Source organism: Rhodococcus sp. HNM0569 (assembly GCF_012726205.1).
Classification (GTDB): Bacteria; Actinomycetota; Actinomycetes; order Mycobacteriales; family Mycobacteriaceae; genus Rhodococcus_F.
The window spans coordinates 389355-412226 of record NZ_JAASAE010000001.1; the positions used below are offsets into that span (position 1 = coordinate 389355).

A 22872-nucleotide genomic window follows, 5' to 3' on the forward strand; every position below is an offset into this window, starting at 1 on the left:
CCGCGCCGACCGTCAGTCGAGCAGCACCGTGGCGAACGTCGCGACCTGTTCGAAACCGATGCGCGCGTACGCGGCCCGCGCGGGAGTGTTGAAACTGTTGACGTACAGGCTCGGGATGCGGCCGTCGTCGATGATCGACTGCGCCACTGCCCCGGTGCCCGCGGAGCCTAGTCCGTGCCCACGGCGGTGCGGCGCGACCCACACCCCCTGGATCTGGCCGACGCGACTCGACTGCGACCCGACCTCGGCCTTGAACACGACGTCGCCGTCCTCGAAGCGGGCGAACGCCCGGCCTGCGGCGATCAGGTTCGCGACGCGGCGACGGTAGGCACGGCCGCCGTCGTGCATCCTCGGGTCCACCCCCACCTCCTCGACGAACATCGCGACCGCTGCGGGCAAGTACACGTCGATCTCGTCGGCCCGCACGCGGCGCACCTCGGGGTCGACATCGGTGGGTCGCTCGGCGAGCGCGAGCAGCGGCTGGTCGGAGCGCACCTCACGAGCCGGGCCCCAATCGAGTTCGAGCATCTCCCACAGCGGCAGCGTGAGCTCCGCGCGACCCACGAGCGACGAACACAGCCGGGCACCACGTGCCGCGCGCTCGGCGAACGCCCGCATGTCCGACCGGGAGCCGCGCAGCGGCACGAGATTCGCACCCGAGAAGCACAGCGATTCGAGGGGGCCACCGCGACTCCACAGTTCCCCGAAGATCGTCCGCGGATCGACACCCGACTCCTCGACACGCGCCGCGACCATGCAACTCGCCACGGGATCGGCAGCGAGCACCGCGAGCACGTCGCGGATGTCGCGACCGCCCAACTGCCGGGCGCCGAGAAGCTTCAGCATGGATGTCCGACCTGTTCGCTCAGCGCTGCTCTGGCCGTGTGGCTCGTGCTCGCGGCATCGCAGCGGTGTTCCTCGTCACAGCCTGCCATGTACGGAGGCGTCGCGACAGACGGACGTCGAGAAACCGCTCAGCCGACGCTCACGACAGGTCCGCCCGCGCCCTCTTCGCCCATCTCCTCGGCGATGCGCATGGCCTCCTCGATGAGCGTCTCGACGATCTGGGCCTCGGGCACGGTCTTGACGACCTGACCCTTGACGAAGATCTGACCCTTGCCGTTGCCCGACGCGACACCCAGGTCGGCGTCGCGGGCCTCGCCCGGGCCGTTGACGACGCAGCCCATGACGGCGACGCGCAGCGGCACCTCCATGCCCTCGAGACCCGCGGTGACCTCGTCGGCGAGTGTGTAGACGTCGACCTGAGCACGCCCGCACGAGGGGCACGAGACGATCTCGAGTTTGCGCGGCCGCAGGTTGAGCGACTGCAGGATCTGGGTGCCGACCTTGATCTCCTCGGCGGGCGGCGCGGACAGCGAGACCCGGATCGTGTCGCCGATACCGTCCGACAACAGCGAACCGAACGCGACCGCCGACTTGACGGTGCCCTGGAATGCGGGCCCGGCCTCGGTGACACCGAGATGCAGTGGGTAGTCGCACTGTGCCGCGAGCTGGCGGTACGCCTCGACCATGACGACGGGATCATTGTGCTTGACGGAGATCTTGATGTCGCCGAAGCCGTGCTCCTCGAACAGGCCCGCCTCCCACAGCGCCGACTCGACGAGCGCCTCGGGGGTCGCCTTGCCGTACTTCTTCAGCAGACGAGGATCGAGCGAGCCGGCGTTGACGCCGATGCGGATCGGAATGCCCGCATCGCCCGCGGCCTTCGCGACCTCCTTGACGCGACCGTCGAACTCCTTGATGTTGCCGGGGTTGACACGCACGGCGGCGCAGCCCGCCTCGATCGCCGCGAAGATGTACCGGGGCTGGAAGTGGATGTCGGCGATGACCGGGATCTGACTCTTGCGCGCGATCGTCGCGAGCGCGTCGGCGTCCTCCTGCCGCGGACACGCGACGCGCACGATGTCGCAGCCGGCGGCCGTGAGCTCGGCGATCTGCTGCAGCGTCGAGTTGACGTCGTGTGTCTTGGTGGTGCACATCGATTGCACGGACACCGGATAGTCGCTGCCGACTCCGACGGAGCCGACGTGCAGCTGCCGCGTCGTGCGGCGAGGGGCGAGGACGGCGGCCGGAGATTCGGGCATACCCAGTCCAACGGCGTTGGTCACGTGAAGGCCTTCTTTCGTAGCGTCGACAACGAGTTTACCGTCGGTCAGAACAGCTTGATCGGATTGACGATGTCCGCCGTGAGTGTCAAGAGCATGAACGCACCACCGATGACGACGAACACATAGGTGATGGGCAGCAGTCGGAGGTAGTTCACGGGGGCACCGTCGGGCTCACCGCGCAGGTTGCGGATCCAGTTGCGGATCTTCTCGTAGATCGCGACCGCCATGTGGCCGCCGTCGAGCGGGAGCAGCGGCAGGATGTTGAACGCGCCGAGGAAGAAGTTCAGGCTCGCGAGCAGGCTCACGAACATCGGGATGTTGCCGGCCTCGGCGGCTTGGCCCCCGATCACGGACGCACCGACGACGCTGACGGGTGTGTCGAGGCCGCGTTCTCCGCCCGCGATCGCGTGCCACAGGTCCACGGCCTTGCTCGGCAGGCTCACGAGCGCCTTGCCCGTCTCGACGAAGATGTCGCCCGTGTACGCAAAGGTTGCCGGCACCGCGGACAGTGCGCCGTACTCGACCCGGCTCGGCGGGCCGGACACACCGATCGCCCCGACGTCCTGCGAGCGGACCTCGCTGGTGCCGTCGACGTAGACCATGCGCTGCACCTGCTGCACCGGAACGGTCACATCGAACTCGGTGCCGTCCCGGTCGATCGTGAACTCGGTGGGTCCCGACAGCTTCTGGGTGGCGAGCACGACGTCCGAGAAGGTTTCGGTGCGAGTGCCGTCGACGCCGACGATTCGGTCGCCGATCTCGATGCCGGCTTGTTCGGCAGGCCCTTGGCCCCAGCACTCCGACAACGTTCCGTCCTCGGCTTGCGTCGCCGCGGCACACCCGAGGTTCGTGACGGTCGGGCTCGTGTCACGGTTCGGCAGGAACCATCCGACGGCCAGCACGTACACCAGCACGATGCCCAGCACGAAGTTCATGACGATGCCGCCGCACATCACGACGAGCCGCTTCCACGTCTTCTGCTTGTACATCGCGCGCGGCGCTTCGTCGGGGGTGAGCTCGTCCATCGCCGTCATGCCTGCGATGTCGCAGAAACCGCCGGCCGGGATGGCCTTGAGCCCGTATTCGGTCTCGCCGCGGCGGAACGAGAAGATCTTCGGACCGAAGCCGATGTAGTAGCGGCGGACCTTCATGCCGAGGGCCTTCGCGGTCCACATGTGGCCCGCCTCGTGCAACGCGATCGAGGCCGCGATGCCGACCGCGAACAGGACGACGCCCAGAACGAACACCATGGGGGTGACTAGCCTTCCTGCTTCACGAGTTCGGATGCCCGCGCGCGGGCCCACGTGTCCGCCGCGAGGACGTCGTCGACGGATGTGGGCGGTGCGGACCACTCGTCCGCCTCGCCGAGCACCACATCCACGGTACGGACGATTCGCGGAAAGGCGAGCGCACCGTCGAGGAAGGCCTGCGCGGCGACCTCGTTGGCGGCGTTGTAGACGGCCGTGGTGCAGCCGCCGGCGACGCCCGCGGCGCGCGCGAGGTCGACGGCAGGGAACACGGCCGAGTCGAGCGGTTCGAACTCCCATGTCGACGCAGTGGTGAAATCGCACGCCGCGGCGGCGCCGTCGACGCGCGCGGGCCAGCCGAGGGCGAGCGCGATCGGCAGCTTCATGTCGGGCGGGCTGGCCTGCGCGAGCGTCGAGCCGTCCCGGAAGGTGACCATCGAGTGCACGATCGACTGCGGGTGCACCGTGACGTCGATCCGGTCGTAGGGCAGCCCGAACAGCAGGTGGGTTTCGATCAGCTCGAGGCCCTTGTTGACGAGGGTGGCCGAGTTGAGCGTGTTCATCGGACCCATCGACCAGGTGGGATGCGCCCCGGCCTGTTCCGGGGTGACGGACTCGAGCGCGTCGGCGCTCCAGCCGCGAAACGGCCCACCGGAGGCGGTGAGCACGAGCCGTGCGACCTCGTCGGCGCTGCCGCCACGCAGGCACTGGGCCAGTGCCGAGTGCTCCGAGTCGACGGGCACGATCTGACCGGGTGCGGCGGCCGCGGTGACGAGCGGGCCGCCCGCCACGAGCGATTCCTTGTTCGCGAGCGCCAACCTGGCACCGGACTCGAGGCCCGCGAGCGTGGGACGCAGACCCAACGACCCGACGAGTGCGTTGAGAACGACGTCGGCCTGTGTGTCGCGGACCAGCTCGGTGACGGCGTCCGGCCCGGTGCGCACGGGCAGGTCGAGACGCTCGGCGGCGGCCGGGTCGGCGACCGCGACGTCGCGCACACCGGTGTCCGCGATCTGCCGTTCGAGAAGGTCGACCTTGCCGCCGCCCGCCGCGAGCCCCACGACCTCGAAGCGATCGGGATTGGCGGCGATCACGTCGAGGGCCTGGGTGCCGATCGAACCGGTGCTGCCGAGCAGCAGGACACGGAGGGGGCTGTTGTCGTCCACGCGACCATTGTTCCTCATCGCCCACACCCGTCCCGCCCGCCCGAGCGGTTCACGCGGGTACCGGGCCCCGCGTAGCCCGGGTCCCTGCGTACGACGCGCGGTCGTATGACACCATGATGGGCAACGAAGTTCGGATGAGCAGGAGGATCGTCGTGACCGGTAGCCAGTTGGAGCCCTCGTCCACCGACCCCGTCGTGGTCGGCAAGGTCGATACGGCCGACGTGCCGTCCGCAGCATGGGGCTGGAGCGGCGAGGCTCCCCGCTTCTTCCGTTTCCTCGGCTGGTTCTTCGCCGCGGTCCTGCTCCTCATGATGATCGGCAACCACCACGGCAAGGTCGAGGATCTGTTCCTCATCGGCTTCGCAGGCGTCATGGTCATCATGCTGGTGCGCGACATCATCCTGCGCCGTAAGCCGCGCTAGGCGTCAGCACTCGACACGAGATCGGGCCACCGAGCACAGTGCTCGGTGGCCCGATCTCGTCGTTCGGCCCGACCGGGGTACCGACTCAGTTCTCGGCGGCCAACTGACCGCACGCCGCAGCGATCTCCTGACCGCGGGTGTCGCGCACGGTGCAGGACACACCCTGTGCCTGCACGCGGCGCACGAACTCGCGCTCGACGTCCTTCGGGCTCGCGTCCCACTTGCTGCCCGGCGTGGGATTGAGCGGGATGAGGTTGACGTGCACGAGAGAGCCGAGCGCCTTGTGCAGCTTCTTGCCGAGCAGATCCGCACGCCACGGCTGGTCGTTGATGTCCCGGATGAGCGCGTACTCGATCGACACACGCCTGCCGGTGCGGTCGGCGTAGTAACGCGCCGCGTCGAGCACCTCCGACACCGACCATCGGTTGTTGACCGGCACGAGCGTGTCGCGCAACTCGTCGTCGGGCGTGTGCAGCGACACCGCGAGCGTGACGTTCAGACCTTCGTCCGCCAGCTTGCGGATGGCGGGTGCGAGCCCGACGGTCGACACCGTGACCGAACGCTGCGACAGACCGAAACCGTCAGGGGCGGGATCGGTGATGCGACGTACCGCCGCGACCACGCGCTTGTAGTTGGCGAGCGGCTCGCCCATACCCATGAACACGATGTTCGACAGTCGCCCGGGGCCGCCGTGCACCTCCCCGTCGCGCAGCGCCGCCGCCGCAGCACGCACCTGGTCGACGATCTCGGCGGTCGACAGGTTGCGCTGCAATCCGCCCTGCCCGGTGGCACAGAACGGGCACGCCATGCCGCAGCCTGCCTGACTCGAGATGCACAGCGTCGCCCGGTCGGGATAGCGCATCAGGACACTCTCGAGCAGCGTGCCGTCGTGTGCCTTCCACAAGGTCTTGCGGGTGTCGCCGTCGTCGCACGCGATGTGCTTGACCACAGACAGCAGCGGCGGGAACAGCGACCGGCCGACCTGCTCGCGCGCGCCCGCAGGCAGGTCGGTCATGCGGTCGGGGTCGGCTTCGAGGCGCGCGTAGTACTGGCGGGCGAGCTGGTCCGCACGGAACGCAGGCAGCCCGAGATCCTTGACAGCCTGCTTCCTCGCGGGGCCGTCGAGGTCGGCGAGATGGCGTGGCGGGAGGCCACGCTTGGGGGCGTCGAACACGAGCGGCAGGGGGGCAGCGGGAGAAGCCATAGTTGTTCCATTCTCTCACGACCCGGCGTGGTCCCGATCGTGGCGACCGCCACCCACGCTCACCCGATCCGGCACGCACGTGCCCGATTCGGCACGAACTTCCCGGCGATGCGGGAGGATCACAGCATGTCCACCGATCGACCGGGACGCGACCCGGGGCCGAACGAACCGGGGCCGTACGAAACACGGGCAGGCGAGCCGACCTCCGTGCCCGACGAGCCCGGCACATTGCCGCCGGGCTCGCCGACCGTGCCGGAACAGTCCGGCGATCAGTGGCAGAAGGTCAAGCACACCCGCGCGGCCGCCACCTGGACCGGCCTCGTCATCGGCATTCTCGTGCTGATCGTGCTGCTGATCTTCATCCTGCAGAATCTGGAGAGCACCGACATCCAGATCTTCGGCTGGCACGGCACGCTGCCACTCGGGGTGCTGTTGCTGCTCGCCGCAATCGCGGGAGCCGTCATCATGGCGCTCGCCGGGGGGATTCGCATCCTGCAGGTCAGACGCGCCGCCCGGCGACGCTGACCTTCACCACTCGAGACCCACTGCCTTCACCACTCGAGACCCACTGGGCGCCTGCGCACATGCACGCGGTAGCGCACGTCGAGCGCGAGACCGGGCGTCTGCGCCGCGGCCCGCGCCGCGGTACGCGCGGTGAACTCGATGCCGAGCACTCCGACCAGTTCCTCGCGGTCGGCGAACTCCCAGCGTGTGTCCACCCGAGCCAGATCGAAGCCCTGCGCGACGAAGAACCGTTCGACCGCGACGGGATCGTACTGGCGCAGGTCGGCTCTCATCCAACGTCCGTAGGGGTGCGCGGTGGCGTCGAGATCGACGACGACCAGCGCGCCGCCGGGCCGGAGCACACGCATCGCCTCGCGGATACCTGCTCCGCAGCCCGGCCCGAAGAAGTACGCGGTGCGCGCGTGCACGATGTCCGCCGACGCATCGGGCAGCGGCAGCGACTCCGCGGCACCGTCACGGACCTCGACGTTCGCCAGCCCGGCCGTGCGGGCGCGCGCCGCGGCGACGAGCGGCGAGTGCGGTTCGACGCCCACGACGTGGGCGGCATCGCGGGCGAACTCCGGCAGGTGATAACCGGCACCGCACCCGACGTCGACCACCGTCCGACTCCGCCACCCGATCGCGGAGCGAAGGTGCGCGAACACCGCGCCGTCACGGTCCTGGGCGCGGTTCTCGACCTCGTACAGGTCGGGCCAGTGCCAGATGTTCGGGCTGGGAATCGTCGCCACGACCGACCTGCCCGGATCAGACGAGGATCGTGAGCACGAGCCACGTGACGAACGCCGACGGCAACAGCGAGTCGAGCCGGTCCATGATGCCGCCGTGGCCGGGCAGCAGTGTGCCCATGTCCTTGATCTGCAAGTCGCGCTTGACCTGCGACTCGATCAGGTCGCCCAGCGTGCCGGTGACGACGAGAACCACGCCGAGCAGGACGCCGATCATCGAGTTCGCGCCGAGGATGAGAGTCACACTCGCGAGGCTGCCGAGCACACAGAACACGAGCGAGCCTGCGAAGCCCTCCCACGACTTCTTCGGGCTGATCCGCGGCACCATCGGGTGCTTGCCGAACAGCACGCCCGCGACGTAGCCGCCGACATCGGAGCACACGATGCCGATCATCAGCACGAACACGCGGCCCGGGCCGTCGTCCTGCAGCACCATGAGGCCCGCGAACGCCGCGAGCAGCGGCAGCCACGCGGCGGTGAACACGGTGACCGCGACGTCACGCAGATAGTTGCGTGGAGTGGCGCCGAGGCCATGGTCGAACAGTCGCCATGTCATGCACACGAGGGCCGTCGCCGCGAACGCGGCGAGTGTGCCGTCGACACCGAACGGCCAACCGAGCCACATGATCGCCTGGCCACCGAGCAGCAGCGGAATCCGCGGCACGCGGATCCCCGCCTCGCCGAGCCGCTTCGTGACCTCCCACGTCGCGATGGCGATGGCGGCCGCGACGACCCCGAGCCATGCGGTGGGCGCATAGACGAGAACCAGGATCACCAACAGACCCAGGCCACCGCCCACGCCGATCGCGGCGGGCAGATTGCGGCCTGCCTTCGAGGCCGGTGCCGGAGCTGCCGGGTGCTCCGGCTTCCGTTCTGCGGGCACGGTCAACTGTCCTTTTCCCATTCGTCGCGCCGTGCCTAGACTTCGAGCAGCTCGGCTTCCTTGTGCTTGACCAGGTCGTCGATCTGACCGACGTACCGGGCGGTGGTCTTGTCGAGTTCGGCTTCGGCGCGCGTCACCTCGTCCTCGCCGGCTTCGCCGTCCTTCTGGATGCGCTTGAGCTCGTCCATGGACTTGCGCCGCACATTACGCACCGCGACCTTCGCGTCCTCGCCCTTGCTCTTGGCCTGCTTGACGAGTTCGCGCCTGCGCTCCTCGGTGAGCTGCGGCACCGACACGCGGATGAGGTGCCCGTCGTTGGTGGGGTTCACGCCGAGGTCGGAGTTGCGGATCGCGGTCTCGATGGCGCCGAGTTGGGACGCCTCGTACGGCTTGACCACGACGAGTCGCGCCTCGGGCACCGTGATGCTCGCGATCTGTGTGATCGGCGTGAACGCGCCGTAGTAGTCGATTCCGATGCGCGAGAACATGCCCGGATTGGCACGGCCGGTGCGGATGCCGCCGAGTTCGTCCTTGGCCACCGTGACGGCCTTCTCCATCTTCTCCTCGGCCTCGAAGAGAGCTTCATCGATCACGGCTTTTCCTCCATGTTCCTGTCGGTTCGATCGGGCTCGAGCTCACGCTCACGACTTGACGAGCGTTCCGATCTTCTCACCCGAGACGGCACGAGCGATATTTCCCTCGACCAACAGGTTGAAGACCATCATCGGCATGTCGTTGTCCATGCACAGACTGAACGCCGTGGCGTCCGCGACCTTGAGGCCCCGCTCGATGACGGCCCGGTGCGTGATCTCGGCGAACATCGTCGCCGTCGGATCGATGCGCGGGTCGGCGTCGAACACGCCGTCGACACCCTTCGCCATGAGTACGACGTCGGCTCCGATCTCGAGTGCGCGCTGCGCGGCGGTGGTGTCGGTGGAGAAGTACGGCATCCCCATGCCGGCACCGAAGATGACGACGCGCCCCTTCTCGAGATGCCTGCGTGCACGCAGCGGGATGTACGGTTCGGCGACCTGCCCCATGGTGATGGCGGTCTGCACACGCGTGTCGACGCCCTGCTTCTCCAGGAAATCCTGCAGCGCGAGCGAGTTCATGACCGTGCCGAGCATGCCCATGTAGTCCGAGCGGGCCCGGTCGAGACCCCGCTGCTGCAACTCGGCGCCGCGGAAGAAGTTGCCGCCGCCGATCACGACAGCCACCTGCACGCCCGAGCGCACGACGTCGGCGATCTGCTCGGCGACCTTGGTCACCACATCGGGATCGAGTCCGACGCGACCGCCGCCGAACATCTCGCCGCCGAGCTTGAGCAGAACCCGGCGGAACACGGGGCGTTCGGGGGCTGTTTCGGACATCGTTCTCCTCATGTCGTACTGGTGCAGCGAGGCCAGTATTGCAATGTCATGGACGGGGCCGGACGCGAACCGCGCGGTGCGGCAGCGCTGTCGCCGACCCGTGGCAGACGTGAGCCCCGCCGATCATGCGAACGGCGGGGCTCACGTGCGGTGCCTCAGTTGGCGCCGACCTCGAAACGGACGAATTTCGTCACGTTCGCGCCGGCCTCGTCGAGAAACGCCTTGACGTTCTTCTTCGAATCCTGGACCGACGGCTGATCGAGCAGCACGACGTCCTTGAAGAAGCCGTTGACACGACCCTCGACGATCTTCGGCAGGGCCTGCTCGGGCTTGCCCTCTGCCTTGGCGGTCTCCTCGGCGATGTGCCGCTCGTTGGCGACGACGTCCTCCGGGACCTCGTCCCGCGTGACGTACTTCGCCTTGAGCGCGGCGACCTGCATCGCGGCGCCGCGAGCGGCCTCCGCGGCGGCGTCGCCCTCGCCCGTGTACGCGACCAGGACGCCCACGGCGGGCGGCAGGTCGGCGGCACGCTTGTGCAGGTACACGGCGACCGGGCCGTCGAGAGCGGCGTACTTGCTCAGCACGAGCTTCTCGCCGATCTTCGCCGACTGCTCCTGCACGAGCTGATCGACCGTCTTGCCGTCGAGGTCGAGCTGCGCGAGCGCCTCCAGATCGGCCGGACGGGCCTGCGCCGCGGCGTCGACGATCTTGTCGGCGAGCGCGATGAAGTCGTCGTTCTTCGCGACGAAGTCGGTCTCGCAGTCGATCTCGAGCAGGACGCCGTCCTTGGCGACGACCAGGCCCTCGGCGGTGGTGCGCTCGGCACGCTTGCCGACGTCCTTGGCGCCCTTGATGCGCAGCTGCTCGACGGCCTTGTCGAAGTCGCCGTCGCTGTCGGCGAGTGCGTTCTTGCACGCCATCATTCCGGAGCCGGTGAGCTCGCGGAGCCGCTTGACGTCAGCGGCGGTGTAGTTCGCCATTGTGGCGATTCCTCCTCGGTGAGAGTGGGCGGAAGGGGAGGCGCTCAGGCCTGCTTCTCGGCGTCGGCGACGTCGGCCGGAGCCTCGGCGAGCTTCGAGTCGGCCTCGGCGACAGCCTCGCGCGGCGACTCGGGGCCACCCTCGGTGATGCCGTCGGCAGTGGCCGACTGGGCGAGCAGCTCCTGCTCCCACTCGGCGAGCGGCTCGGCAGCGGCGTCGGCACCCGGCTTCGCGTCCTTGTCGGCGCTCTGGCCCGCGCGGGCCTGCAGGCCCTCCGCGACGGCCGACGCGACGACGCGCGTCAGGAGCGCGGCGCTGCGGATCGCGTCGTCGTTGCCCGGGATCGGGTAGTCGACGAGGTCGGGATCGCAGTTGGTGTCGAGGATCGCGACGACCGGGATGTTGAGCTTGCGTGCCTCGGCGACCGCCAGGTGCTCCTTGTTGGTGTCGACGATCCACACGGCCGAGGGAACCTTGGACATGTCGCGGATGCCGCCGAGGGTGCGGTCGAGCTTGGTCATCTCACGCGTGAGCATGAGGATTTCCTTCTTGGTGCGCCCCTCGAAGCCACCGGTCTGCTCCATCGCCTCGAGTTCCTTGAGGCGCAGCAGGCGCTTGTGGACGGTCGTGAAGTTGGTGAGCATGCCGCCGAGCCAGCGCTGGTTGACGTACGGCATCCCGACACGCGTGGCCTCGGCCGCGATGGACTCCTGCGCCTGCTTCTTGGTGCCGACGAACAGGATCGTGCCGCCGTGTGCGACGGTCTCCTTGACGAACTCGTACGCCTTGTCGATGTACGTGAGCGTCTGCTGCAGGTCGATGATGTAGATGCCGTTGCGGTCGGTGAGGATGAACCGCTTCATCTTCGGGTTCCAACGGCGGGTCTGATGCCCGAAGTGGGTGCCACTGTCGAGCATCTGCTTCATGGTCACAACAGCCATGGTTGTGCACTCTCTTTCGTTTCGGTTGATGCGGGACGTCGTCGACGCCCCGCCCTGGCGACCGCAGGCCCCCGGACCCGACCCGAAAAGGGTGGGACCAGCCGGAGACCGGATGTGCGCGGACGCGCGAAGTCGGACTGTGCGGGCACAGACCGCGTGACCAGTGTACGGCGTCGAGCCGCCTTCCTGAAACCGGCCCGGCACGGCCACTGCACAACCCGCGCAGGCGCGCAACCGCTCGGGCAGATCTGGGGACACCGCGATGCGTTGTCCCCACACTGCGTCGGGCGGCGCCACGACACGTGGCAGGGACCAAGCTGACGCCGTGCACACGCGAAGAGCCCGGCACTCGCACGCCGCCGCACCGCGGGCCGCGGCGCTCGTGGCGGTTGCGCTGTGCGCGGTCGTGGCGTTCGGGGCCGCACCACTGGCCGCGACGCCGTCGGCACCGTTCGCGTGGCCGCTCACGCCGCGCCCGGTCGTCACCCGTGCGTTCGACAATCCCGAGCAGAACTGGCTACCGGGGCACCGCGGTGTCGACCTGGAAGGCTATTCCGGGCAGGCGGTCCTGTCGGCAGGCGAAGGCACCGTGGCCTTCGCGGGCACGGTCGCGGGCAAACCCGTCGTGTCGGTCGACCACCCCGGCGGGCTGCGCACCACCTACGAACCGGTGCGGGCACGCGTCACGGCAGGCAGTCGCGTCGGGCGCGGCACCGTGCTCGGGTACCTCGAGTCGGAGCACCCCGGCTGCACCGCACTGTCCACGGCCTGCCTGCACTGGGGTGTGCGGCGCGGCAGGGAGTACCTCGATCCGACGCGCCTGGTCTACGTCGCGCCGATCCGGTTGTTGCCGGTCGACGGGTGAGTCCGCCGGTTCACGCGCGGGGGTGCGCCTGCTCGTGCACAGCCCGCAGGCGGGCCACCGACACGTGCGTGTAGATCTGAGTCGTCGCGAGGCTCGCGTGGCCGAGCAGTTCCTGCACGACCCGCAGGTCCGCACCGCCCTCGAGCAGATGTGTCGCGGCACTGTGCCGCAACCCGTGCGGGCCGAGATCGGGCGCGCCCGGAATCGCGGACAGCACGTCGTGCACGATCCGCCGGGCCTGACGTTGATCGAGACGCCCCCCGCGCGCCCCCAGCAGCAACGCACTGCCCGACCGCTCGCCCGCGAGTGCGGGCCTGCCGTATTCGAGCCAGGCGGCGAGCGCCGCGTCCGCCGGACCACCGAACGGCGCCGACCGCTCCTTGCCACCTTTACCGAGGACGCGCAGCAGCCGTCGCTCGCGATCGACGTCGTCGACGTCGGCGCCGCACAACTCCCCCACGCGCACGCCGGTCGAATACAGCAGTTCGACGACGACCCGGTCGCGCAGTGCGATCGGGTCGAGCTCCGCGGCGCCCGACTCGGCCGACGTCATCGCCTCCAGCGCATGCTGCCGGCCGAGCACCCCGGGCAGTGCGCGATGCGGCTTCGGCGAGGCCAGGCGGGCGCCTGGATCGACCGACATACGCCGCGTGCGCACAGCCCACTTGGTGAAACTGCGCGCCGACGACGTCTTCCGGGCGAGCGTCGAGCGGGCCGCGCCGCCGTCGGCGAGTTCCGCGAGCCACGAACGCAGCACATGGATGTCGAGCGCACCGATCGTCGCCCCGGGCGATCGCCGCTCGAGATGGATGAGCAGCGACTGCGCGTCCGCCACGTACGCGGCGACGGTGTTGCGCGATCGGCCCCGGCCGAGCCGCAGATCCTCGGCATACGCGGCCAGCGTCTCGGCAAGTCCGTCCGGAAGACTCGACATGGATGCCACGATGGTCGGGCTCGAGGAACAACGCAAGACGCCACGGCGTTGGACAACTTTCGTGAGCCGAACTACTTCCGCCCCTGCGATCGCCCTGCCGATGCTGTTCGTGCTCGCCCTCGTGTCGGCGATCGCACCGCTGTCGATGGACATGTATCTGCCGGGACTGCCGACGATGGCCGACAGTCTCGGCACCAGCGCGTCGAGCATCCAGCTCACGCTCACCACTTTCACCGCGGGCCTCGGCATCGGCCAGTTGCTCGTCGGCCCGGTATCCGACGGGACAGGACGACGCAGGATCCTGCTCGGCGCCGCCGCGATCACGACGCTCGCCGCAGTCGGCTGTGCACTCGCGCCGTCGATCGAGTTCCTGATCGGTGCGCGCCTGATCCACGGCCTCAGCGGCGGTGCGGCTATCGTCGTCGCCCGTGCGTGCGTCGCCGACCGCGCACGCGGCGACCAGGCCGCGCGGCTGTTCAGCCTGCTGATGATGATCGGCGGTGTCGCCCCCGTCGTGGCTCCCCTGCTCGGCGGCGCGATGCTCGGCCCGATCGGATGGCGCGGCATCTTCTGGGTCCTGGCCGCCCTCGGCGTCGTGATGGTGGTGGGCGGCGCGCTGCTCGTACCGGAGACCCTGCCCCGCGAGCGCCGGACGTCGGGCGGCCTACGCGCGCTGACGTCGAACATCGGCTCGGTCGTAACCAACCGTCGCTATCTGGGCTACGCGCTCGGCTTCATGCTCGCGTTCGGCGCGATGTTCTCGTACATCTCGGCGTCGTCCTTCGTGATCCAGAACGTACTGGGCCTCTCCCCCGGGCAGTACTCACTCGCATTCGCCATCAACGCGACGGGCATGGTCGCGACCACCTTCGTCAACAGTCGCCTCCTCGGCCGATTTCATGCCCGGCAGTTGCTGCTCACCGGAATGACCGGCCTGCTGGCCGGTGGCCTCGCGACACTCGCCGTCGTGCTCGTGGTGGACACCCCGCCGTGGTGGGCCGTGCTCGTCCCGCTGTTCGTCACGATGTCGAGCATGGGAATGATCTTCGGCAACTCGACGGGTCTCGCGCAGAGCGAGGTGCCGCACGCGGCCGGCACCGGCTCGGCGCTCATGGGCGCGGGCCAGTTCCTTCTCGCCGCGGTGGTGTCGCCGATCGTGGGCGTAGCCGGGCCGGAGACGGCAGTGCCGATGGCGATCGCGATACCCGCATTCGCGCTGCTCGCGCTCTGCTCGGCGGGCCTGCTCGCGCGCGGTAACGCCTCCTCCGCCGACCACGCGCTCCTCGCCGAGCAGCACGGCTGAGGCTGCCGCCCGGCGAGGAGTCACGCTTCGACCCGTGTACTCGCCGGAACTACGCCGACGCCTCGGCCTCTGCCAGTTCACGCTTCCACACGCGGAAACCCTCTTCGGTGCGTCCACGCCGCCAGTAACCCGAGATCGACGCCCGTGCGGCAGGCACACCGCGTTCCTTGCGGATGTACGGGCGCAGGTTGTGCATCACGGCCTGTGCCTCGCCGTGAACGAAGACCTGGGCGTCGCCTGCGCGCCACTCGATCGAGCGCACGGCCTCGACGAGCGGCGCGTTGTCGCCCGCTCGGTCGTCGCCGACGGCGTCGGAGCTCGCTCCGCGATGGACCCAGCGCACCGTGACCCCCTGGGGCGCAGCGATCGCGATTTCGTCGTCCGCACCGCCGACCTCGACGACGACGTCGCCGATCGCGTCGGCGGGCAGCGCCTCGACGGACGCCGCGATCGCCGGGATCGCCGTCTCGTCGCCCGCGAAGAGGTACCAGTCGGCCGACGGATCAGGGGCGTACGCACCGCCCGGACCACGCACCGTGACCGTCTGCCCCGGCTCGGCGTTCGCCGCCCACGGACCCGCGATACCCACGTCGCCGTGGACGACGAAGTCGATCGCGATCTCACGCGCGACCGGGTCGACCGACCGGATGGTGTAGGTGCGGAGCGTCAGGTCGCCGTCCGCCTCGAATTCGATCTTGACGTACGCGTCGGTGAACCCGTTCGGGACGAACGAGTCGAATCCGGGACCGCCCAGGTACACACGCACGAGGTGCGGGGCGAGGCGTTCGGTGCGCACGACGGTGAGGGTTGCGGTGGGCTTGGCCAAAACAGCCACCTTCCGTGAGTCGGCACCCGCGAAGAGCGCGGGAATTAGCATTACCTAAGTCACCGTACCCGAGCGATTCCCCGTTCCTCCCCGCAGCCGGAACCAGCCGGTGTCGTCGGTGCCGACGAAGCCTTCCAGTTCCAGGAGCGGCAACAGCGCCCGCACCATCGGCAGGGGGACGCCCGACGTCTCGGACAGTTCCGCCGCGCTCTGCGACCCCGCTGCGGGCAGCGCCTCGTAGATCAACAGCATGTCGCCGGTCAGCCTGTCGGTGTCGCGCGTGACCACTGCCTCGTGCCCGTCGAACAGCTCGAGCGGGCCGACGACGTCGACGACATCGCGCGCACCAGCGACCAGGATCGCCTCGCCGTCGCGGATCATGCGGTTGCAGCCGACCGAGGCGGCCGACGTCACCGGGCCCGGAACCGCGGCGACCGGGCGCCCGAGTTTGCGACCCCATGCCGCGGTGTTGCGTGCCCCGCTGCGCCAGCCCGCCTCGACCACGACGACACCCGCCGACAGTCCGGCGACGAGCCGATTGCGCGCCAGGAAGCGGTGCTTGGCAGGCGTGGTGCCCGGCGCGTACTCGCTCACCACGAGGCCACCCGCCGCAACGGACTGCAGCAGCCGAGCGTGGCCCGCGGGATAGGAACGGTCGACCCCGCACGCGAGGACCGCGATCGTGGTGCCGCCCACTCCGAGCGCGGCACGATGCGCCGCGCCGTCGACACCGAATGCCGCACCCGACACGATCGTCCACCCGTCCACCGCGAGATCTCCTGCGATCTCCGCGGTGACCTGCTCGCCGTACGCGGACGCGGCGCGCGTGCCGACGAGCGCGACAGACCGTTCGACGAGCTCGTCGAGCGGGCGCCGGCCGAGTACCCACAACGCAATCGGCGGCGCGGTGTCGGCACCGTCGAGTCGCCCGAACGGAAGCAACTGCCAGGCAGGCCATTCCGGGTCGTCGGGGGACACGAGGCGTCCACCCGCCGCCGCGATCATCTCGAGATCGCGTTCCGCGGAGTCGAGATGCGCTCGCACCGTGAGCCTCGTGCCGAGTTCTCCGTTCAACGCGCCTCTGCGGATCACCTCCGCCGTCTCGACAGGACCCCGCTCGGCCACGAGGTCGGCGAGCGCACGATTCGGCCCTTGCAACACCTTCGACAGATATGCCCATGCGCGTGTGCGCTTCTCGTCCCCCACGTGCGTCTCCTTCTCCCCCGGTTCGGTACGGCTGGTGGTTCGGTACGGATTGCTGCCCGGATCGCGGTCGGGCCCGATTCGGTGTGCCCGTTCAGCAGTTCAGGCTCCACGCGCCGCGGCGACGGTGTCCCGGCACCGCGGTCACGGAAAGCGAGTGCGGTGGCTACCTGCTCGGCGCCCGGAGCGTCGAGGCCCGCGAGATCGGCGACGCTCCAGGCCACTCGGAGCGCGCGATCGGCTCCGCGGGCCGTGACCACTCCGCGGCGCAACGCCTTCTCGATCGGGGCGAGTGCGGTGCGCGAGAGCCGGAACCGTTGCCGCAGAGCAGGCCCCGGCACCTCGGAATTGGTGCGCCACCCGTGCTCGCGCCATCGCTCGGCTGCCGCCGCCCGTGCCTGTTCGACGCGCGCGCGTACGACCTCGGTGCTCTCGCCGACGTCGTTGATCAGGGCCCCGGTGTCGACCGATTGCATCCGCACCCGAAGATCCACCCGGTCGAGCAGCGGGCCCGACAGCTTGCCCAGATACTTGCGGCGGGCGGTGGGCGCGCACACACAGTCCGCCTCGCGGGCGGGCGCGCACGGACACGGATTGGCGGCGAGGACGAGTTGGAAGCGCGCCGGATACCGCGCGACACCGTCTCGGCGCGCGATGCGCACCTCGCCGTCCTCGAGCGGTGTGCGCAGCGATTCGAGCACCTTGGTGCCGATCTCGGCACACTCGTCGAGGAAGAGCACCCCGCGATGCGCGCGACTGACGGCACCCGGCCGCGCCGTCCCGCTGCCTCCGCCGACCAGTGAGCTGACGGACGCCGTGTGATGGGGCGCGATGAACGGCGGCACCTCGACGAGCGGCCGGTCGGCGGGCAAGGTCCCCGCCACCGAGTGGATTGCGGTGACCTCGAGGGATTCCTCCTCGGTGAGATCCGGGAGGATTCCCGGAAGGCGCTGCGCCAGCATAGTTTTGCCGATTCCTGGCGGTCCGGTGAGCATCAGGTGATGCGATCCGGCCGCAGCCACCTCCATCGCCCAGCGCGCCTCGCTCTGCCCGACGAGTTCGCTCAGGTCGAGTCGTACGGTGCGGTCCGGAGGCGCGAGCGGCTGCGGACCGTCGAGCACACGCTCTCCCCGCAACCAGGCAAGCAGCGCGCGCAGGTCCGGTGCACCGAGCACCTCGATGTCGCGGACCAGCCCGGCTTCCGCGAGCGCTGCGGTCGGCACCACGACCCGCTCGTACCCGGCGTGCTTGGCGGCCAACACCGCGGGCAGAATCCCCCGTACCGACCGGAGCCTGCCGTCGAGGGCGAGTTCGCCCAGCATGATCGTCGCGTGTACGCGTTCGCGGCGCACGAGACCCGCCGCGTCCATCACGGCACACACCAGCGCGGCGTCGTAGCCCGAGCCGACCTTGCGGAGGGTCGCAGGCGAGAGCGCGAGGATGACCTTCGAGTCCGGCCACTGCTCGCCCGAGTTCGCAACCGCGGCGCGGACACGATCACGTGCCTCCGACAGCGCGGTGTCCGGGAGCCCGACGAGGTGCACCGCGGGAAGACCTCGTCCGATATCCGCCTCGACCTCGACGATCTGCCCCTCGACGCCGGTGACGGCCACCGAGTACGCCCGCCCGAGCGCCATGTCAGAACGCTCCCCGCAGGTGGTCGACCACCGGTCGGTAACCGCGGCGCAGATGAACCGACACGACGTCGAAACGCACGCGGGCCCAACGCCGGTCGGATTCGGTGAGCCATTCGAGCCCGAGCAGGCGGATGCGTCTCTGCTTGACGACGGTGACAGCCTCGGCGGGCGTGCCGTAGCCGTTGCCGGTACGGGTCTTGACCTCGACGAAAACCACGGTGTCGCCGTCCGCACCCACCAGATCGATCTCGCCGAACCGGCTGCGCCAGTTACGCGCGAGGACGTCGATTCCCGCGTCGGTGAGGAACTGCGCGGCGAGATCCTCGCCGCGCAGTCCCACACGACCACGCTCGTTGACCATGTCGACTCCTCCCCCGAAAGCCCGGTTCACCGAGCGCTGAGAGGGAGCATGGCAGCACCGACACTCCGGCCGCCGCCGACAGCGCCCCCGTCAGGTTCGCCTGTGGATGACCGAGATGCTGTGGACGAACGTGAGTGCAGACGCCGCGACACGGAGGTCAGCGCACGGCGACGGGTGCGGGCGCCGAGGGCATCGTGCGGTTGAACGCGGGAACGACCACGCCGAGCGCACCCCGCGTGAATCCGAGCATGAGGTCGTACCAGTCGAAGGCGTCGCGCCACAAGGTGATCCGGCCGTCACGCACTTCGAACCTGCCGTACACCCAGAACCGGGCCGCGAAGCGGCCGAACGCGATCTCGTCGGTGCGGTCGGTCAGCACCATGTCTCCGTCGGTCGCGAGGTAGTGGGTGCGGACGTCGAAGCCGAGGCGGCCGGGACGGAAGAGGCTGCCCAGCGCCGAGGCGACCCGGGCACGGCCACGCACCGACGGCAGTGACACGTTGACGTAGACGACGTCGTCGGCGAGGAGGCGTTCGATGGTGGCGCTGTCGTTCGACGCGAGCGCGTCGAGGAATTCGGTGACCACGTGCTCCGGGGACTGTGTTTCCAGTTCGCTCATCCGGCCATACTGGGCCACGACACGAAGCGGCACAATCCCCGGAATCAGACGTTGTCGGGCAACCGGAGTTCCGGCTTGTCGAGCTCCTCGATGTTGACGTCCTTGAACGTGATGACCCTGACGTACTTGACGAACCGCGCCGGCCGGTACATGTCCCACACCCACGCGTCCGACATCCGGAGCTCGAAGTAGATCTCGCCGTCGGCGTTGTGGGGCAACAGCTCGACCGAGTTGGCGAGATAGAACCGCCGCTCGGTCTCGACGACATACGAGAACTGGCCCACGATGTCGCGGTATTCGCGGTACAGCGAGAGCTCCATCTCGGTTTCGTACTTTTCGAGATCCTCGGCGCTCATCGGTGTGTCGGCCTTCCTGCTCGTACCGGGTGTTGCTGTGTCGTCTCCATCATCGCGCACCGCCGAACTCGCGTTCCAGCGACGCACCGGCCTGCACGTCGGGATCCGAGGACACGGTTTCCGGCGGCACGGCGTCGAGTGCGACCTCGTCCGGGCGAGCGCCCTGCACGAGCGCGCGCACATTCGACCACGACAGACGGTGCTGCGTGCTTGCACCGTGATCGGCGATCGCACGCATGTGCCGCCGCGTGCAGTATCCCTTGTGGACGCCGAAGTCGTACTGCGGGAACTCCTCACCGAGGGCGACCATCGTACGGTCGCGCGAGACCTTCGCGAGGACGCTCGCCGCGGCGATGCAGGCTGCCGCGGCGTCGCCCCCGATGACCGGCAGCGACGGCGCGGGGAGTCCCGGAACGCGGAAACCGTCGGTGAGCACGTAGCCCGGCGAGAGCCCGAGCCCCGCGACGGCGCGGCGCATGCCCTCGATGTTGGCGCGGTGCACGCCCACCGCGTCGACCTCTGCGGCGGAGAACTCGACGACGCTCCAGCCGAGTGCGACGCGGGTGATGATCGGGAAGAGCTCTTCGCGGACGCGTTCGGTCAGCTTCTTGGAATCGTCGAGGCGCTCGAGCGACGGCAGCGGCCGGGCCGGCAGGACACACGCGGCGACGACCAGCGGACCCGCGCACGCGCCGCGGCCCGCCTCGTCGACACCCGCGACCGGGCCGAGGCCGCATCTCAGCAGCGTCGACTCCATCGTGCGCAGGCCCGACGAGCGGCGCACCACCGCCCGCGGCGGCCATTTGGCTGCCGCGCCGTTTCTTCGATCGACCGTCACGTCAGTTCTGGATCTCCGGGGAATCGATTCCGCCCATGCGTCCGGGCGGAAGCACGATGAACTGGGCCTTGCCGATCACGTTGTCGACAGGGATCGTGCCCTGACGCTCGTCGTTGACGTGGTACCGGGAGTCGGCGGAATTGCTGCGGTTGTCGCCCATCACCCACAGGTTGCCCTCGGGGACGGTGACGGGTCCGAAGCAGCGACCGGACTTCGCGTCGGTGCTGCACGTCAGTCGATCGGGCACGAACGGGAAGTCCATCTCGATGTACGGCTCGTCGATCGGTGTGCCGTCGACGAGGACGCGGCCCTGTTCGTCGCAGCATTCGACGGTCTGGCCGCCGGTGGCGATCACCCTCTTGACGAGGTCGTTCTCGTCGGGTGCGACGAGGCCGACGTACGACCCGATTTCCTGGATGCCGCGCACCACGACATTGTCCGAGCGAGTCGAGACGAAGTCCTGCGACCACGAGTCCGGTCCGCGGAACACGACGACGTCGCCCGGCTGGGGATCGTGGAAGCGGTAGCCGATCTTCTCGACGACGATGCGGTCGCCCGTGCACCCGGGACATCCGTGCAGTGTGGGTTCCATCGACTCGGAGGGAATCAGGTACACCCGCGCGACGAACGTCTGCAGCAGGAAACTCAGCACGAGGGCGACGAGGATCAGAATCGGGATCTCGCGTAGGAACGAGCGATCCTTCTTGTTCTTGCTGCGATCGATGGTGGCGAACCGAGCCGCCGGATTGTCGTCGTCGCCGGCATGCCGCTGCGAGTGCGCTCCTCCACGGGAGCGAGACGTTTCCGACGACACCGACGGTTCCCTCGACGAATCTGTCACCGAATCAGAGTAGCCCGGCACCGCTGAGCGAGCGGTGCCGGGCCATCCGGTGATCGTGCAGCACGTGACGTACGAGCGATCAGCGCCTTGCCGCGACCGGGCAGCGCTTCTCGACAGCTGCGGTCAGCGCTTTTCCTTGATCTTCGCGGCCTTGCCACGCAGATCACGCAGGTAGTACAGCTTGGCGCGGCGGACGTCGCCACGCGTGAGAACCTCGATCTCGGCGATGTTCGGGCTGTGCACGGGGAACGTGCGCTCGACGCCGACGCCGAACGAAACCTTGCGGACGGTGAACGTCTCGCGGATGCCGCCACCCTGGCGACGGATGACCACGCCCTTGAAGACCTGCACGCGCTCCTTCGAGCCCTCGATGACCTTGACGTGCACGTTCAGGGTGTCGCCGGGACGAAACTCGGGGATGTCGTCGCGGAGGGACTTGGCGTCCAGGAAGTCCAGGGTATTCATCGGTTTTCCATCCTTGCGTTCATTCGCAGCGAGCAGAGGAACCGAGCGGCAACTCGGCGCGCGGCGCCGAGGCTCGACTGGTTCGTGCCCAGATCAAGTGGTGTCACCTGGCCCAGGCAACCCGTCCATTGTGCCAGACGACGTGGTCGCAGGTGAAATCGGTGCAGGTGCCGGGCGCACGGTGCGCTCGACCGTCTCCCCCGCCACCCGGCGTGCCCGTTCGGGATCCGGCCGGCCGGCGACGAGATCCTGCAGGTAGATGCGAGCCTGCACAACGGGTCTGCGCCACCTCTTCTCGCGCTCCACCGCCGTGCACATACGCTCCGGACGCGCGTGGTAGAACCATCGAGCCCACGGCGAGGCGGGGCGCGCGAGGCGCACCGCGCCGACGAACAACAGTACCGGGACGACCAGCCCGCACAGCCCGGTCCACAGTTTCCCCTTCAGCAACACGACGGCCGCGAGCAGCAGGTTCACGACGGACAGCACGGTGAGCCCGAGGCGGATACCGAGGTGCGCCTCCTCGGTCATCTCGCCCGCCTCGAACAGAGAAAGGGGGCGCACACCCGTGAGCACCAGACCCGTGATGCCGACGGCGACGAACACGGCGTCGACCGACGCGCGACCCTGATCGCTCCAGTACACGTCCCGCAGATAGAAGATGAGGGCGAACTCGTCGAGCACGAGCGCGGCGCCCACCCCGAACAGCGCAGCGAGGATCGTGATCGTGGTGCGGCCCGCCGATTCGACGACCGTGATGAGCGCGCCGCCCGACACGATCATGGCGATCACACCGAACACCGCGTGGTGGATGTGCTGACCGCCGGGCGTGATGTTGCCCGGCCACCACTTCACGCCCGCACGAATCATCCGCGTGCTGGCGCGGATGAACAGGAACGTGACGACGAACGCGACGAGGAAGAAGAACAGCGGCACGTGGCCGTGCTCGGCGATCTCGCGCTCGAACCACTGCGACATGCGATCACTATGGCAAGCGCTGCCGCGCGAGGGCGGGAATTCGCAGCCTCCCGC

General features: G+C 69.0%; 25 protein-coding genes and 1 pseudogene. 4 read left to right on the forward strand and 22 right to left on the reverse strand.

Translation table 11 applies throughout. The features are described from left to right. Positions 1-12: 12 nt before the first annotated feature. From HCA44_RS01805 to dxr, 4 genes are all read right to left on the reverse strand, one after another. On the reverse strand, positions 13-846 hold the full coding sequence (locus tag HCA44_RS01805; RefSeq protein ID WP_169646796.1) for a GNAT family N-acetyltransferase: 834 nt from the start codon (positions 844-846) through the stop codon (positions 13-15). A gap of 128 nt (positions 847-974) precedes the next feature. After that, the gene (ispG, locus tag HCA44_RS01810) at positions 975-2129 is read right to left on the reverse strand and encodes a flavodoxin-dependent (E)-4-hydroxy-3-methylbut-2-enyl-diphosphate synthase (protein WP_169646797.1); all 1155 of its coding nucleotides are present in this window, start codon (positions 2127-2129) and stop codon (positions 975-977) included. Positions 2130-2173: 44 nt separating this feature from the next. Continuing rightward, positions 2174-3379, reverse strand: a complete 1206-nt coding sequence (locus HCA44_RS01815) for a M50 family metallopeptidase (RefSeq protein WP_169646798.1) — start codon at positions 3377-3379, stop codon at positions 2174-2176. An 8-nt stretch (positions 3380-3387) separates the two neighbouring features. Beyond that, complete coding sequence (dxr, locus tag HCA44_RS01820) at positions 3388-4560, reverse strand: 1-deoxy-D-xylulose-5-phosphate reductoisomerase (RefSeq protein WP_169646799.1); 1173 nt, start codon at positions 4558-4560, stop codon at positions 3388-3390. A 134-nt stretch (positions 4561-4694) separates the two neighbouring features. On the opposite strand from dxr, the gene HCA44_RS01825 reads away from it, so the two are divergent. Next, positions 4695-4964, forward strand: a complete 270-nt coding sequence (locus HCA44_RS01825) for a DUF2631 domain-containing protein (protein WP_169646916.1) — start codon at positions 4695-4697, stop codon at positions 4962-4964. An 85-nt stretch (positions 4965-5049) separates the two neighbouring features. Here the strand turns inward: HCA44_RS01825 and rlmN are convergent, their stop codons facing one another. After that, the gene (rlmN, locus tag HCA44_RS01830; RefSeq protein WP_169646800.1) at positions 5050-6168 is read right to left on the reverse strand and encodes a 23S rRNA (adenine(2503)-C(2))-methyltransferase RlmN; all 1119 of its coding nucleotides are present in this window, start codon (positions 6166-6168) and stop codon (positions 5050-5052) included. Between the two features lie 126 nt (positions 6169-6294). On the opposite strand from rlmN, the gene HCA44_RS01835 reads away from it, so the two are divergent. Next, entirely contained in the window at positions 6295-6693 is a 399-nt protein-coding gene (locus HCA44_RS01835; protein WP_169646801.1) for a lipopolysaccharide assembly protein LapA domain-containing protein, read from the forward strand. A 26-nt stretch (positions 6694-6719) separates the two neighbouring features. On the opposite strand, the gene HCA44_RS01840 is transcribed toward HCA44_RS01835, so the two are convergent. From HCA44_RS01840 to rpsB, 6 genes are all read right to left on the reverse strand, one after another. Next, a complete protein-coding gene (locus HCA44_RS01840; RefSeq protein ID WP_169646802.1) occupies positions 6720-7421 on the reverse strand; it encodes a class I SAM-dependent methyltransferase in 702 nt (233 codons plus the stop codon). A gap of 16 nt (positions 7422-7437) precedes the next feature. Further along, positions 7438-8301 (reverse strand): phosphatidate cytidylyltransferase, encoded by an 864-nt coding sequence (locus tag HCA44_RS01845; RefSeq protein WP_346764520.1) that lies wholly within the window; start codon positions 8299-8301, stop codon positions 7438-7440. A gap of 35 nt (positions 8302-8336) precedes the next feature. Beyond that, a complete protein-coding gene (frr, locus tag HCA44_RS01850; RefSeq protein WP_169646804.1) occupies positions 8337-8894 on the reverse strand; it encodes a ribosome recycling factor in 558 nt (185 codons plus the stop codon). 48 nt (positions 8895-8942) lie between these two features. Further along, positions 8943-9671 (reverse strand): UMP kinase, encoded by a 729-nt coding sequence (gene pyrH / locus HCA44_RS01855; RefSeq protein WP_169646805.1) that lies wholly within the window; start codon positions 9669-9671, stop codon positions 8943-8945. A gap of 155 nt (positions 9672-9826) precedes the next feature. Further along, the gene (gene tsf, locus HCA44_RS01860; protein WP_169646806.1) at positions 9827-10651 is read right to left on the reverse strand and encodes a translation elongation factor Ts; all 825 of its coding nucleotides are present in this window, start codon (positions 10649-10651) and stop codon (positions 9827-9829) included. Between the two features lie 44 nt (positions 10652-10695). Further along, the gene (gene rpsB, locus HCA44_RS01865; RefSeq protein WP_169646807.1) at positions 10696-11592 is read right to left on the reverse strand and encodes a 30S ribosomal protein S2; all 897 of its coding nucleotides are present in this window, start codon (positions 11590-11592) and stop codon (positions 10696-10698) included. A gap of 394 nt (positions 11593-11986) precedes the next feature. Here rpsB and HCA44_RS01870 point away from each other — a divergent pair, with 394 nt between their 5' ends. Further along, entirely contained in the window at positions 11987-12457 is a 471-nt protein-coding gene (locus tag HCA44_RS01870) for a M23 family metallopeptidase (protein ID WP_240945257.1), read from the forward strand. Positions 12458-12467: 10 nt separating this feature from the next. On the opposite strand, the gene HCA44_RS01875 is transcribed toward HCA44_RS01870, so the two are convergent. Continuing rightward, positions 12468-13391, reverse strand: coding sequence for a tyrosine recombinase XerC (locus HCA44_RS01875; RefSeq protein WP_169646809.1), 924 nt, complete (start codon positions 13389-13391; stop codon positions 12468-12470). Between the two features lie 100 nt (positions 13392-13491). Between HCA44_RS01875 and HCA44_RS01880 the strand changes: the two genes are divergently transcribed. After that, positions 13492-14694 carry a multidrug effflux MFS transporter gene (locus HCA44_RS01880; RefSeq protein ID WP_169646917.1) on the forward strand — a complete coding sequence of 401 codons (1203 nt, stop codon included), beginning with the start codon at positions 13492-13494 and terminating at the stop codon, positions 14692-14694. A gap of 49 nt (positions 14695-14743) precedes the next feature. On the opposite strand, the gene HCA44_RS01885 is transcribed toward HCA44_RS01880, so the two are convergent. The 10 genes and pseudogenes from HCA44_RS01885 to HCA44_RS01930 form a co-directional block, all read right to left on the reverse strand. Then, positions 14744-15520 (reverse strand): siderophore-interacting protein, encoded by a 777-nt coding sequence (locus HCA44_RS01885; protein WP_169646810.1) that lies wholly within the window; start codon positions 15518-15520, stop codon positions 14744-14746. Positions 15521-15574: 54 nt separating this feature from the next. Next, entirely contained in the window at positions 15575-16726 is a 1152-nt protein-coding gene (gene dprA, locus HCA44_RS01890; RefSeq protein ID WP_169646811.1) for a DNA-processing protein DprA, read from the reverse strand. A gap of 134 nt (positions 16727-16860) precedes the next feature. After that, positions 16861-18360 (reverse strand): annotated as a pseudogene (locus HCA44_RS01895) (YifB family Mg chelatase-like AAA ATPase); the annotation flags it as partial. Between the two features lies 1 nt (position 18361). Next, entirely contained in the window at positions 18362-18721 is a 360-nt protein-coding gene (locus HCA44_RS01900; RefSeq protein WP_169646812.1) for a YraN family protein, read from the reverse strand. A 157-nt stretch (positions 18722-18878) separates the two neighbouring features. Beyond that, a complete protein-coding gene (locus HCA44_RS01905; protein ID WP_240945221.1) occupies positions 18879-19340 on the reverse strand; it encodes a limonene-1,2-epoxide hydrolase family protein in 462 nt (153 codons plus the stop codon). A 44-nt stretch (positions 19341-19384) separates the two neighbouring features. Then, positions 19385-19696: a DUF2469 domain-containing protein gene (locus HCA44_RS01910; RefSeq protein ID WP_169646813.1), complete on the reverse strand. Its 312-nt coding sequence runs from the start codon at positions 19694-19696 to the stop codon at positions 19385-19387. 49 nt (positions 19697-19745) lie between these two features. Continuing rightward, the gene (locus HCA44_RS01915) at positions 19746-20534 is read right to left on the reverse strand and encodes a ribonuclease HII (RefSeq protein WP_346764521.1); all 789 of its coding nucleotides are present in this window, start codon (positions 20532-20534) and stop codon (positions 19746-19748) included. Between the two features lies 1 nt (position 20535). Continuing rightward, positions 20536-21258 carry a signal peptidase I gene (gene lepB / locus HCA44_RS01920; protein WP_346764538.1) on the reverse strand — a complete coding sequence of 241 codons (723 nt, stop codon included), beginning with the start codon at positions 21256-21258 and terminating at the stop codon, positions 20536-20538. A 240-nt stretch (positions 21259-21498) separates the two neighbouring features. Further along, a complete protein-coding gene (gene rplS, locus HCA44_RS01925) occupies positions 21499-21840 on the reverse strand; it encodes a 50S ribosomal protein L19 (RefSeq protein ID WP_169646815.1) in 342 nt (113 codons plus the stop codon). 93 nt (positions 21841-21933) lie between these two features. Next, positions 21934-22818 (reverse strand): hypothetical protein, encoded by an 885-nt coding sequence (locus HCA44_RS01930; RefSeq protein ID WP_169646816.1) that lies wholly within the window; start codon positions 22816-22818, stop codon positions 21934-21936. Positions 22819-22872 lie beyond the last annotated feature (54 nt).

What these genes read in the sequence shown, in the direction of transcription:
- pyrH (WP_169646805.1), bottom strand. Translation starts at nt 9,671, where the DNA reads ATGTCCGAAACAGCCCCCGAACGCCCCGTGTTCCGCCGGGTTCTGCTC.
- HCA44_RS01880 (WP_169646917.1), top strand. Translation starts at nt 13,492, where the DNA reads ATGCTGTTCGTGCTCGCCCTCGTGTCGGCGATCGCACCGCTGTCGATG.
- dxr (WP_169646799.1), bottom strand. Translation starts at nt 4,560, where the DNA reads ATGAGGAACAATGGTCGCGTGGACGACAACAGCCCCCTCCGTGTCCTG.
- HCA44_RS01875 (WP_169646809.1), bottom strand. Translation starts at nt 13,391, where the DNA reads ATGTCGAGTCTTCCGGACGGACTTGCCGAGACGCTGGCCGCGTATGCC.
- HCA44_RS01910 (WP_169646813.1), bottom strand. Translation starts at nt 19,696, where the DNA reads ATGAGCGCCGAGGATCTCGAAAAGTACGAAACCGAGATGGAGCTCTCG.
- HCA44_RS01905 (WP_240945221.1), bottom strand. Translation starts at nt 19,340, where the DNA reads ATGAGCGAACTGGAAACACAGTCCCCGGAGCACGTGGTCACCGAATTC.
- rplS (WP_169646815.1), bottom strand. Translation starts at nt 21,840, where the DNA reads ATGAATACCCTGGACTTCCTGGACGCCAAGTCCCTCCGCGACGACATC.
- rpsB (WP_169646807.1), bottom strand. Translation starts at nt 11,592, where the DNA reads ATGGCTGTTGTGACCATGAAGCAGATGCTCGACAGTGGCACCCACTTC.
- tsf (WP_169646806.1), bottom strand. Translation starts at nt 10,651, where the DNA reads ATGGCGAACTACACCGCCGCTGACGTCAAGCGGCTCCGCGAGCTCACC.
- rlmN (WP_169646800.1), bottom strand. Translation starts at nt 6,168, where the DNA reads ATGGCTTCTCCCGCTGCCCCCCTGCCGCTCGTGTTCGACGCCCCCAAG.
- HCA44_RS01835 (WP_169646801.1), top strand. Translation starts at nt 6,295, where the DNA reads ATGTCCACCGATCGACCGGGACGCGACCCGGGGCCGAACGAACCGGGG.
- HCA44_RS01815 (WP_169646798.1), bottom strand. Translation starts at nt 3,379, where the DNA reads ATGGTGTTCGTTCTGGGCGTCGTCCTGTTCGCGGTCGGCATCGCGGCC.
- HCA44_RS01900 (WP_169646812.1), bottom strand. Translation starts at nt 18,721, where the DNA reads ATGGTCAACGAGCGTGGTCGTGTGGGACTGCGCGGCGAGGATCTCGCC.
- HCA44_RS01805 (WP_169646796.1), bottom strand. Translation starts at nt 846, where the DNA reads ATGCTGAAGCTTCTCGGCGCCCGGCAGTTGGGCGGTCGCGACATCCGC.
- HCA44_RS01930 (WP_169646816.1), bottom strand. Translation starts at nt 22,818, where the DNA reads ATGTCGCAGTGGTTCGAGCGCGAGATCGCCGAGCACGGCCACGTGCCG.